At 45.5% G+C, this 11,942-nt stretch carries 15 protein-coding genes; all 15 read right to left on the bottom strand.

The features are described from left to right. Positions 1-2: 2 nt before the first annotated feature. Positions 3-536 (bottom strand): F0F1 ATP synthase subunit delta, encoded by a 534-nt coding sequence (gene atpH, locus L1076_RS24405; protein WP_042602391.1) that lies wholly within the window; start codon positions 534-536, stop codon positions 3-5. A 14-nt stretch (positions 537-550) separates the two neighbouring features. Then, positions 551-1,021, bottom strand: a complete 471-nt coding sequence (gene atpF / locus L1076_RS24400) for a F0F1 ATP synthase subunit B (RefSeq protein ID WP_005451032.1) — start codon at positions 1,019-1,021, stop codon at positions 551-553. Positions 1,022-1,077: 56 nt separating this feature from the next. Next, positions 1,078-1,335 (bottom strand): F0F1 ATP synthase subunit C, encoded by a 258-nt coding sequence (gene atpE / locus L1076_RS24395; protein ID WP_005372317.1) that lies wholly within the window; start codon positions 1,333-1,335, stop codon positions 1,078-1,080. Positions 1,336-1,390: 55 nt separating this feature from the next. After that, positions 1,391-2,203 (bottom strand): F0F1 ATP synthase subunit A, encoded by an 813-nt coding sequence (gene atpB, locus L1076_RS24390; protein ID WP_020195196.1) that lies wholly within the window; start codon positions 2,201-2,203, stop codon positions 1,391-1,393. Between the two features lie 8 nt (positions 2,204-2,211). Further along, entirely contained in the window at positions 2,212-2,601 is a 390-nt protein-coding gene (locus L1076_RS24385) for a F0F1 ATP synthase subunit I (protein ID WP_038870191.1), read from the bottom strand. 189 nt (positions 2,602-2,790) lie between these two features. Next, a complete protein-coding gene (locus L1076_RS24380; RefSeq protein ID WP_038875194.1) occupies positions 2,791-3,672 on the bottom strand; it encodes a ParB/RepB/Spo0J family partition protein in 882 nt (293 codons plus the stop codon). A gap of 23 nt (positions 3,673-3,695) precedes the next feature. After that, entirely contained in the window at positions 3,696-4,469 is a 774-nt protein-coding gene (locus L1076_RS24375) for a ParA family protein (RefSeq protein WP_038870193.1), read from the bottom strand. Between the two features lie 10 nt (positions 4,470-4,479). Beyond that, positions 4,480-5,115: a 16S rRNA (guanine(527)-N(7))-methyltransferase RsmG gene (rsmG, locus tag L1076_RS24370; protein ID WP_038875192.1), complete on the bottom strand. Its 636-nt coding sequence runs from the start codon at positions 5,113-5,115 to the stop codon at positions 4,480-4,482. After that, a complete protein-coding gene (gene mnmG / locus L1076_RS24365) occupies positions 5,116-7,011 on the bottom strand; it encodes a tRNA uridine-5-carboxymethylaminomethyl(34) synthesis enzyme MnmG (protein WP_237304653.1) in 1,896 nt (631 codons plus the stop codon). A gap of 469 nt (positions 7,012-7,480) precedes the next feature. Beyond that, positions 7,481-7,921, bottom strand: a complete 441-nt coding sequence (gene mioC / locus L1076_RS24360; protein ID WP_038870197.1) for an FMN-binding protein MioC — start codon at positions 7,919-7,921, stop codon at positions 7,481-7,483. A gap of 99 nt (positions 7,922-8,020) precedes the next feature. Further along, positions 8,021-9,382 carry a tRNA uridine-5-carboxymethylaminomethyl(34) synthesis GTPase MnmE gene (gene mnmE / locus L1076_RS24355; protein ID WP_237304652.1) on the bottom strand — a complete coding sequence of 454 codons (1,362 nt, stop codon included), beginning with the start codon at positions 9,380-9,382 and terminating at the stop codon, positions 8,021-8,023. 132 nt (positions 9,383-9,514) lie between these two features. Further along, positions 9,515-11,137 (bottom strand): membrane protein insertase YidC, encoded by a 1,623-nt coding sequence (gene yidC / locus L1076_RS24350; RefSeq protein ID WP_039977916.1) that lies wholly within the window; start codon positions 11,135-11,137, stop codon positions 9,515-9,517. 2 nt (positions 11,138-11,139) lie between these two features. Next, positions 11,140-11,397, bottom strand: a complete 258-nt coding sequence (gene yidD / locus L1076_RS24345) for a membrane protein insertion efficiency factor YidD (RefSeq protein ID WP_005451046.1) — start codon at positions 11,395-11,397, stop codon at positions 11,140-11,142. Continuing rightward, positions 11,364-11,687 carry a ribonuclease P protein component gene (gene rnpA / locus L1076_RS24340; protein WP_009699098.1) on the bottom strand — a complete coding sequence of 108 codons (324 nt, stop codon included), beginning with the start codon at positions 11,685-11,687 and terminating at the stop codon, positions 11,364-11,366. Before rnpA ends, yidD begins: the two co-directional genes overlap by 34 nt. Positions 11,688-11,733: 46 nt before the next feature. Beyond that, on the bottom strand, positions 11,734-11,868 hold the full coding sequence (gene rpmH, locus L1076_RS24335) for a 50S ribosomal protein L34 (RefSeq protein WP_005378825.1): 135 nt from the start codon (positions 11,866-11,868) through the stop codon (positions 11,734-11,736). Positions 11,869-11,942: the final 74 nt, after the last annotated feature.

The following is an 11,942-nucleotide window of genomic DNA, read 5'->3' as shown; positions in this document are numbered from 1 at the left end:
CATTAAGACTGCAATGCATCGCTCAGGCGGTTCAAACGACCTCGCGCTGAGTCATCGATGACTAGGTCTCCGGCTCGAATAATAACCCCACCAAGTAGGGTCTCATCTACGCTGCAATTCAGCTTCACTTTGCGTTCAAGACGCACTTCAAGTTTGCTGCCAATACTTGCTAGCTGTTCATCAGAAAGTTCGCTTGCTGAAATGACTTCAACATCGATTTCTTTCTCATGTTCTTTCTTCAATAAGAAGAATTGCTCACAAACATCGGGAAGGGCCGTTAAACGACCATTCTCAGCCATAACCTTAATCAGGTTTTGACCGTGCGCATCAACTTGTTCACCGCAAACTGCAACAAAAATTTCTGCCATTTTCTCGGCGGAAACAGAACCGGTTAAAAGTTCATTCATTTGTTCGTTTTTGGCAACTTCAGTAGCGAAAGACAACATTTGGCCCCATTGGTCCAACTGGTCTTTGTCTACAGCAAAGTCAAAAGCTGCTTTAGCATAGGGGCGTGCGATTGTAGTCAAATCAGACATATGCGCCCCCAGACTTAAAGTTTTGCAGTAATGTTGTCGAGAATATCTTTCTGAGCGTCTTTATCGATAGTACGCTCAAGGATTTTCTCGGCACCAGCTACAGCCAGAGTAGCAACTTGTTTGCGCAGCTCATCGCGTGCACGATTACGTTCAGCTTCAAGTTCTGCTTCCGCTTGCGCTAGGATTTTCTGGCGTTCTGCCTGAGCTTCCTCGCGAGCTTCATCAATAATTTGAGACTTACGCTTATTCGCTTGGTCGATGATCTCAGTTGCTGTGCGCTTCGCTTCTTTCATCTGATCAGAAGCGTTGGCTTGTGCTAGATCCAAGTCTTTTGCAGCACGTTCTGCTGCTTGAAGACCATCAGCAATTTTCTTCTGACGTTCTTCGATCGCTTGCATCAACGGTGGCCATACATACTTCATGCAGAACCACACAAATAGTGCGAACGAGATTGCTTGACCTAGCAGAGTTGCGTTTATATTCACAACAGCTACTCCCTTTTAAGAATCAACTACAAAAATACAATTAACAGAGTTGTTAATTAGCCTGCTAGTTGACCCACAAATGGGTTTGCGAAAGTGAATAGTAGCGCGATTACGATACCGATCATTGGAACCGCATCAAGTAGACCTGCGATGATGAACATCTTAACTTGTAGCATAGGAGCCATTTCTGGTTGACGTGCAGCACCTTCTAGGAATTTACCACCTAGCAGTGCGAAACCAATCGCTGTACCAAGAGAAGCAAGACCGACGATAATACCTACGGCGATTGCAGAAAAGCTCAGTAAAGTTTCCATTACTATCTCCAATTTATAGTTGTTGGCTTAGTGCCCAAATAAAAAGCTTAAAAAATTAATGATCAGCGTCTTCGTGTGCCATTGACAGGTAAACAATTGTCAACATCATGAATACGAAGGCTTGAATCGTAATAACCAAGATATGGAAGATTGCCCACGGTAGTGAACCCATCCATTGTAAGTACCATGGTAGCATTGCCGCACAAAGAATGAATACAACCTCACCCGCGAACATGTTACCGAATAGACGCATACCAAGAGAAAGAGGCTTCGCTAGTAGCGATACCACTTCGATCAGTAGGTTAAACGGAATCATTAGTGGGTGATTGAATGGATGTAGTGCAAGTTCTTTTGCGAATCCACCTAGACCTTTCACTTTGATGCTGTAGTAAATCATCAATGCGAAAACGCCTAGAGCCATAGCCATGGTGATATTCACATCAGCAGACGGTACAACCTTAAGGTAAGGGATACCTAGCCAATGCTCTGCTGGGTAAGGCAAGAAGTCGATCGGGACTAAGTCCATCACGTTCATCAAGAATACCCAACAAAAGATAGTCAGTGCTAAAGGCGCGATCAGTGGGTTGCGTCCATGGAACGTGTCTTTGACGTTTTCCGCGACAAATTCAACGATCATTTCTACAGCACACTGAAGCTTACCCGGTACACCCGCTGTTGTTCCCTTCGCTACTTTGTAAAAAATTCCGAGGAAAATTAAACCAGTAAACCAAGAAAAAAACAGGCTATCGATATGTACGTTCCAGAAACTTGCTTCATCCGCTACCAAGCCTAACTTAGCTAAAGAAAGGTTTGATAAGTGGTGGGCAATGTATCCGGACGATGTTAGCGCTTCACCTGGCGCAGCCATAACTCATCCTATTTTTTGTTGTTAATGAATAGCACTGGTGCACAGATATTAATACCTAGTACCAGCAAATAGGTTAGTTTGAGGGGAACAAGTTCCACCTGCATATACATGTAGGCAACGTAGAATAGCGCAACCGTGATGAGAATTTTCAGAGCTTCGCCTGTGAAAAATGAAGCTGCAATACGCTTTGCAGCGCGAGCCCCACTAAACATAAAAGCAAAGAGCGCGAATACTGCATTGGCAACGACAAAAATGCCACCACCAACCAACGCTGAAAATCCCCATTCAGGATTCACGGCCACCGCCATTCCTGCCGCCACAAAAATAACCGCGCCAGACTGGATCATTAACAATTGCTTTGCGAGCTCTCGTCCTGGTCTAGCTAACGCAGCTACCATGTATTCGTACCTCTAGTAATATCCACTTCGCACTAAACTCTATGTGCAGGGAAATTGGCGAAAATTATACGGTGAGAACAATTGAATGCAATTATATTGCATCAAAAACTTACAGTTTTGTTTACAATCCGACAACTTTCACACAAAATTCGATTAAATTGATTAATTGACCTAAATCAATTATCTCATCTAGGCCTCTAGCTTGGCAATCAGTTGATCCAATTTGTGAGGCTCATCAAGACTTATCGTCACTTTCGCTTTGCCGTTTGCAGAACGGACCAAAGAAACCTTAGCATCAAGCAGTTGACTCAATTTATGCGACATTTGCTCCGCTTCGGTATCTTCTTGTTGCGCTTTTTGCTCATTTTGTGGCGCTAAGCACTTTTTTACTAACTGTTCGGTTTGGCGAACTGTCATTTGCTTCTTAGCGACTTGCAGGGCTACTTCAATTTGTTGTTCGCCTTCTAAAGCCAACAATGCTCGAGCATGACCCATTTCTAATTTTTTATTGGCGACCAGACCTTTTACGTCAATTTCTAATTGATTCAGACGTAATAAGTTACTGACGGTCGTTCTTGATTTGCCAATTACATCGGCCACTTGCTGATGAGTCAGCGTGAATTCATCTTGCAAACGCTCAAGCGCTTGCGCTTCTTCAATCACATTCAAGTCTTCACGTTGAATGTTCTCAATCAGCGCCATTGCGATGGCTGCTCGGTCTTCAACCTTTTTCACCAAGCAAGGAACACGTTTCAACCCTGCTTGCTTAGCAGCGCGCCAACGGCGCTCACCAGCGATAATTTCAAACTGACCGCCTGCGACTTGACGTACAACGATAGGTTGAATGATGCCTTGTGATTGAATCGAAGCCGCTAGCTCTTCTAGGGCTTCTGGCGCCATATCTTTACGCGGTTGGTAAACACCTGGTTGCAATTGACCGATCGCTAAATCCGTCAGTTCACCATCTGCCGACAATGCTTGGCTGTGCGATGCAATATGCTGTTTTTCACGAGCCAGCGAACTGGTCGACAACAGCGCATCCAGTCCTTTTCCTAGACCACGCTTAGACATGGGATGAATTCCTTAGGTTAGAGTTAAACTGGGATTTCTTCGCGGCGGAGCATTTCGCCCGCTAGAGCAAGATACGCTTTGGCGCCTGCGGAGTACTTGTCATAGTACATTGCCGGTTTACCGTGGCTCGGCGCTTCGGCCAAACGCACATTACGTGGGATCACGGTACGGTAAACTTTACTACCAAAGTGTTTTTTAAGTTGATCGGATACTTCATTAGACAGGCGGTTACGTGGATCGTACATCGTACGCAGTAAACCTTCGATTTTGAGGTTTTCATTGACCACGGCCGCTAACTTGCTGATTGTATCCATAAGAGCAGTTAAACCTTCTAACGCAAAGTATTCACATTGCATCGGCACCAGCACAGAGTCGGCTGCGGCCATGGCATTGATTGTAAGAAGGTTTAGAGAAGGAGGACAATCAATAAAGATGAAATCATAGTTATCGCGAACTGGCGCAAGTGCGTTTTTTAAACGAACTTCGCGAGCGAACACTTCCATCAATTTGATTTCCGCAGCGGTAACGTCTCCGTTCGCAGCGATAAGATCGTATTTACCAGTGGTTTCAGTACAAACCACTTGTTCAAACGGGGTATCTTCAACCAGAAGATCATACGCCGTGGCGTCAACCATGTATTTGTCGACACCACTGGCCATAGTAGCATTACCTTGAGGGTCGAGATCGATCACCAAAACCTTGCGCTTTGTTGCCGCCATCGAAGCTGCTAAGTTAATGCACGTTGTTGTTTTGCCGACCCCACCTTTCTGGTTGGCGATTGCTACTATTTTACCCACGATTACCTCGCTAATTTTCCTTGCGCGATAAGATTACTAGATGACGATCACCTTCCAACTCAGGAACAGCTAAAGATATGATCTCTGTCACACTACACCATTCAGGAAGCTGATCCATTTCATCTTTAGGGTGCTGTCCTTTCAGTGCTAGGAACACCCCGTTATCTTGTTTAGGCAGATGGTGACACCATTCCACCATGTCCGTCATTGAAGCAAAAGCTCGACTCAGAACGCCATCAAATTTTTCTTCTGGTTGGAATTCTTCGACACGACTTTGAATAGGCGTCACATTTTTCAGACCTAGCGTATGAACCACTTGTTTAATAAAACGAATGCGTTTGCCTAGACTATCTAGCAAGAAGAACGTTTTATCAGGACTCATTATGGCCAGAGGAATACCTGGTAAACCAGGGCCAGTACCCACATCGATAAAACGCTCGCCTTGTAAGTGAGCGCTAACCACTATGCTATCAAGAATATGTTTCACTAACATCTCAAGTGGATCACGAACCGATGTGAGGTTATACGCTTTGTTCCACTTGTCGAGCAGTTCGACATAGCCGACCAACTGCTCGCGTTGTTTTTCAGATACCTCTAAATCGGTTTTTTCGATTAGGGCATCCAGTTTTGTGCGTAGTGCGCTCATTTACTCGTCCTCGCCTTTTTTCAGCAAGCCGTGTTTTTTCAAGTGAACCAGCAAAATAGAAATTGCCGCAGGGGTAATACCTGAAATTCGAGAGGCAATCCCGATACTTTCCGGTTTTGCTTCCGTCAACTTAGCTACAACTTCATTAGAAAGACCTTTCACGTCTTTGTAATCCAGATCAGTTGGTAACTTGGTATGCTCATGACGCAATGATTTTTCAATCTCTTCTTGCTGGCGCTTAATGTAACCATCGTATTTCACTTGAATTTCAACTTGCTCTGATGCTTGTTGATCGTCGAGTGCTGGTGCGAACGCATCAAGTTGCGTCAGTTGTGAATACGAGATCTCAGGACGACGAAGAAGATCTTCACCGCTAGCTTCACGTGCCATTGGCGTTTTCAATAGCTTGTTTAGCTCATCGATGCCTGCAGAATTCGGATTCATCCACGTCGATTTCAGACGTTGACGCTCGGTTTCCATGTTGTCGATTTTTTCATTGAAACGTGCCCAACGAACATCATTAATCAAACCAAGTTCTCGCGCTTTGTCCGTCAAACGTAAGTCGGCGTTATCTTCACGCAGCAACAGACGGTATTCAGCACGAGACGTAAACATGCGGTATGGTTCTTTGGTACCCATGGTCGACAAATCGTCAATCAACACGCCCATGTAAGCTTGATCACGGCGTGGGCTCCAACCTTCTTTGTCTTGACTATGCAGACTAGCGTTCAGGCCAGCCATTAAACCTTGCGCTGCAGCTTCTTCGTAACCAGTCGTACCGTTGATTTGCCCAGCAAAGAATAGACCACTGATGAATTTGGTTTCGTACGTTTGCTTCAAATCACGAGGGTCGAAGAAATCGTACTCAATCGCGTAGCCTGGACGAACGATATGTGCGTTTTCAAAACCTTTCATTGAACGAACAATTTGCACTTGTACGTCAAATGGCAGGCTGGTGGATATACCGTTCGGATATAACTCGTGCGTTGTTAGACCTTCTGGCTCGATGAAAATCTGATGGCTGTTTTTATCTGCAAAGCGCATCACCTTGTCTTCGATAGACGGGCAGTAACGTGGACCGATACCTTCGATCACACCCGCATACATTGGGCTACGATCGAGGTTATTACGGATCACCTCATGAGTTTGCTCATTGGTGTGCGTAATAAAACATGGGATTTGACGTGGATGTTGATCACGATTACCCATGAAAGAAAATACAGGCGTTGGATTATCACCATGTTGTGCTTCAAGCACTGAGAAATCAACACTGCGTGCATCAATACGTGGTGGTGTGCCTGTTTTTAGACGATCCACACGGAACGGTAGTTCGCGTAGTCGATCCGCTAATGCGATCGACGGTGGATCCCCAGCACGGCCACCAGATGAGCTTTCCATACCAATGTGGATCTTTCCGCCAAGGAAAGTACCAACGGTGAGTACCACCGCTTTAGCTCGGAATTTAAGACCCATTTGCGTAACCACACCAACCGCTCGATCTTGCTCAACAATTAGATCATCAACCGATTGCTGGAACAAAGTAAGGTTTGGGGCGTTTTCTAATGCATCGCGAACATACGCTTTGTACAGCGCTCTGTCCGCTTGTGCACGTGTTGCACGTACTGCCGGACCTTTAGAGGCGTTCAGTGTTCGAAATTGAATACCTGCATGGTCGATAGCTTGTGCCATCAAACCGCCCATAGCATCCACTTCTTTTACTAAGTGACCTTTACCGATACCACCGATAGCTGGGTTACAAGACATTTGGCCTAATGTATCGATGTTATGGGTAAGGAGAAGCGTTTTTTGTCCTGTGCGTGCAGATGCGAGCGCGGCTTCCGTTCCTGCGTGTCCGCCACCGACAACAATGACGTCAAAGTTTTCGTGATAAAGCATGAACTGACCTCAGGTATTCAAAGGATTTAATGGACAGATAAAAAAGAGCGGTATTTTACCTTTTTTATCTGTGAGAGAGAATCGTTTTCTCGCTTTTCAAATTTTAGTCTCCAAGACTATATATATAAGATCTATATATATGATCTTTTATTGGATCTATTATTAGGATCGACCATTTCTGTGGATAAGTAGAAAATGATCAACAAGATCATGGATCTTCTTTGGATCAAAAGTTGTGATCATGATTTGATCTGATCGAGGATTACCTGAGATCAAAATCGCTACTTATACACAGGGGTAAAAATGGATCAAAGTTATTATTTGGATAACTAAAGGAAAGTCACTGGATCTTAGTATACTTATCCACAGATGTTTTGGGTGTTTTTTGAGCGGTTGAACAAAATTTTTTGAGAGAAGTTATTCACAATGGGGAGAAACAGAGCCGCAATGCGACTCTGTGATAGAGGAATTAAGCAGAAAAGCGAGCCAGATTTTCCTTCAACCACACTTCTGCAGCGTCTTCAGGTACGTCGTAGCTAAGTACATCAATCTTCAAGCAGTCTGTGATTGGTGTTGCGCCAATGTCTTCTAATAGGTCGAAAGCATGTTGGCCAGCAGCACAGAACGTATCGTAACTTGAGTCACCAATTGCTATCACAGCAAACTTTACGTCTGCCATCTTAGGCGGTGTGTTTTGTAATGCAGCAATAAAAGGCTGAATGTTATCTGGATATTCACCCGCGCCGTGAGTTGAAGTTATCACCAACCAAGTGCCTTGATTCTCGATAGCAGACAACTCTGGCTGGTTGTGGATCGTTGTTTCGAAGCCGTTTGCGTTGAGGAGATCACTTAAGTGATCTCCTACGTATTCCGCGCCACCTAAAGTACTGCCTGTAATAATGTGGATCATGTGTCTTCCTTATTGAGTCATACCAACGCCCGTAGGTCTCTGAGCGTCAGTACAAAAAGAAACGCGGTGGTAAGCTCAAGCCTAACACCGCGCATTTTATTATTTGCCGATACAGAATGAAGAGAAAATTCGGCCGAGTAAGTCATCAGAGCTAAACTCACCAGTAATTTCATTGAGGTGCTGCTGAGTAATGCGTAGCTCTTCTGCGAGGATTTCCCCTGCCATGTACCCTTCTAGCTGCTCTTGGCCGATTTGAAGGTGTTGAGCTGCGCGTTCTAGCGCATCTAGGTGTCGACGGCGCGCCATAAAACCACCTTCAGTGTTACCAGAAAAGCCCATGCACTCTTTTAAGTGAGTGCGCAAAGCATCCACACCCGAGCCCGTCTTCGCTGATAGGCGGATTAAGGTTGGATCATTGACGTGGCAGATCCCCATACTTTCACTGGTTTGATCCGCTTTATTACGGATCACTGTCATGCCCATATTGTTCGGCAAGCGATCGACAAAATCAGGCCAGATGTCTTTAGGATCGGTGGCGTCGGTTGTTGTACCGTCCACCATGAAAAGCACACGGTCAGCTTGTGCTATTTCGTCCCAAGCGCGTTCGATACCGATTTTCTCTACTTCATCTGAAGCGTCACGCAAACCAGCAGTATCGATGATGTGCAGTGGCATTCCATCAATATGGATGTGCTCTCGTAGTACGTCACGAGTAGTGCCTGCGATATCGGTTACGATGGCGGACTCTTTACCTGACAGTGCATTCAATAGGCTTGATTTACCCGCATTAGGACGACCTGCAATGACAACTTTCATGCCCTCGCGCATGATCGCACCTTGGTTAGCTTCTTTACGCACGGCATCAAGGTTGTCGATGATAGCTTGCAAGTCTCCAGACACTTTACCATCTGCAAGAAAGTCGATTTCTTCTTCAGGAAAGTCGATAGCTGCTTCTACGTAGATACGCAGATGAATAAGAGATTCCACCAGCGTTTGAATACGCTGTGAGAATTGACCTTGTAGCGACTGAAGTGCCGATTTTGCGGCTTCTTCAGAGCTAGCATCAATCAGGTCAGCGATTGCCTCTGCTTGGGTTAAATCCATCTTATCGTTTAAGAACGCGCGCTCAGAGAACTCACCAGGACGTGCGGCACGAACGCCCTCAATACCCAAGATGCGCTTGATTAGCATGTCCATTACCACGGGGCCACCGTGACCCTGCAGCTCTAACACATCTTCGCCTGTGAACGAGTGTGGGTTAGGGAAGTAAAGGGCAATGCCTTGGTCTAGCACGGTGCCATCTTCCGCTTGAAATGGCAGGTATTCTGCGTAGCGAGGCTTTAGGGTTTTACCGGTTACCTCTAGTGCTACTTGGTTGGCCTTAGGGCCAGAAACACGAATAATGCCGACACCGCCACGACCCGGTGCGGTTGCTTGAGCGACAATCGTATCTGTAGTCATAATCTTGCCTTTTGAGCTGGGCTATAGGATTTGAAGTCCTAGGGAGCCATAACCATTAATTAGCTGAATTGTAATCAGCCAAAAACAAAAAGGCGACCTTTTGGCCGCCTTTCTTATTCTTTTACTAAAAGGTTACTTGGTGTGTAAGCCTTTTTTCTCCAGCGCTTTGTAAATCAAAGTTTGTTGGATCAGCGTAACGATGTTCGACACCAACCAGTATAGAACTAGGCCTGATGGGAAGAACAAGAAGAAGAAGGTGAACATAACCGGCATAAAGGTCATGATCTTCTGCTGCATTGGATCCGTTACTGTCGTTGGGCTCATTTTCTGGATTAGGAACATTGATGCACCCATCAGAAGTGGCAGGATGTAGTACGGGTCCTGCGCTGAAAGGTCATGAATCCAACCGAAGAATGGTGAGTGACGTAGCTCAACCGATTCCATTAGTGCCCAGTATAGCGCGATGAAGATTGGCATCTGTAGGATAAGAGGTAAACAGCCACCCAGTGGGTTTACTTTCTCTTTCTTATACAGTTCCATCATCTCTTGGCTCATACGCTGACGGTCATCACCGATACGTTCACGCATTGCTTGCAGTTTAGGCTGTAGCATGCGCATTTTCGCCATAGATGTGTATTGCGCTTTCGTTAGTGGGTACATTGCACCACGAACGATGAAGGTCAAACAGATGATTGCCACACCCCAGTTACCCACGAAGCTTTGGATGAAAGCAAGCAGTGAGTGAAGTGGTTTAGCGATGAACCATAACCAACCGTAGTCAACTACTAGGTCTAGGTTTGGTGCTACTGCTGCCATTTCATTTTGTAGTTTAGGGCCAACCCATAGCGTCGCTTCGAACTGAGCTTGGTCACCTGTTGCGATAGTTTTGTTCGGCATACGAACACCGATATCGCCAAGGTTACCAATTACGCGAGTGTATAGGTTTGTACCTGGTTCGTTACGTGGGATCCACGCTGCAGCGAAGTAGTGTTGGATCATTGCTGCCCAACCTTGGCCGTCTGCTAGGTTGATAGACAGGTTACGATCCTGCATATCTTCGAAGCTGTATTTCTTGTAACGAACATCTTCAGTTGAGTAAGCACCGCCACGGTAAGTTGGCATCGTGATGCTACCGCCTGCGTCCATTAGGTTTTGACGCAAGTGAGCGTACATACCAAAGGTTGCATTGTTACCTGAGTTGTTCACGACATCGTATTCTACGTTTAGCGCGTAGCTGCCACGTGTGAATACGTAAGTCTTAGTGTATTCGATACCGTTCGCAGTGAAAGTCATTGGAACACGTAGTTCGTCTTGACCGTCAGCCATAGTAAAGCTGTCTGCGCTCACGTTGTAGTGAGGACGGTTAGTGCTGCTTAGGTCAATACCTTGAGGACCCACTAGACCGCTTTGTGCGATGAACTGGTGGCCTTTAGTATCTTTAAGCAGAACGAAAGGATCTGATGAATCAAGTTCAGCAGCGTATTTGTTTAGGTCGGCATGTACCACATCGCCACCAACGGTGTCGATCGACAGAGTTAAAACATCAGTCGTTACTGTGATAGTTTTTGCAGAAGCTTGCTGTTGACCAGGAACTGGGTCTAGATCGTCAGCAAAAGATGGTGCAGGTAGAGTACTGCTTGATTGAGCCTGTTCAACCGCTTGAGGTGCTGGGTTCTTTGCTACTTGCCATTGTTGAAATAGCAAGAAAGAAACCAGTGCCAGAGCGATGAGCAGGATATTACGTTGAGAATCCATCGTTAGTTATCTCTGTCTTGTTTTTGGACTGGTGGAACGGGGTCATACCCCCCTTCATTCAAAGGGTGGCATTTTAATAGACGTTTGCCTGATAACCAACATCCTTTTACAAAACCGTGAGCTCTCAAAGCTTCTAGTGCGTAAGTAGAACAAGTTGGTGTGAACCGGCAACGAGGACCAATCAAAGGGCTGATAAACCAGCGATACAGATTAACGAGCCCAATGGCTATCCACGTGAAGGGCGAGACAGGCGATGCCATAGCTTATCAAACAACTTAAATAGTTCCTCATTGCTTAAATCTTGCGCGCTTTTCTTGGCAATCACAACAAAATCTTTATTTGGAAGTTGATGTTGATTGTTACGAAAGCTTTCACGAGCCAAACGCTTAAAGCGGTTTCGACCGACAGCAGTTTTGATTTGCTTTTTCGGAACAGCTAAACCTAATCGTGGGTGAGAAAGTTTGTTATTGCGAGCAATGATGGTGAAATGAGGCGAGCCAGCTCGATGAGCTTGCTGGAAGACGTTTTGATAATGCTCGGGAGTTAACAAGCGTAACTCCCGATTAAACGCGTACGTGTTCAAAATAAACTAGCGATTATTTTGATAGGCGCGCACGGCCTTTTGCACGACGTGCGTTGATAACTTTACGACCGTTCTTAGTTGCCATGCGAGCACGGAAGCCGTGAGTACGCTTGCGCTTTAGAACTGTAGGTTGAAAAGTGCGTTTCATGATAATTACCTTTACTGATCAGTAGTTTTAGGTTCTTGTTAAACCCGGCGTGGGCAATATGCTTTCTTATATAA

Source organism: Vibrio sp. MMG023 (assembly GCF_021654215.1).
Taxonomy (GTDB): Bacteria; Pseudomonadota; Gammaproteobacteria; order Enterobacterales; family Vibrionaceae; genus Vibrio; species Vibrio jasicida.
Note: the sequence above shows the minus strand (reverse complement) of the source record. Positions and strands in the feature narration are given on the sequence as shown.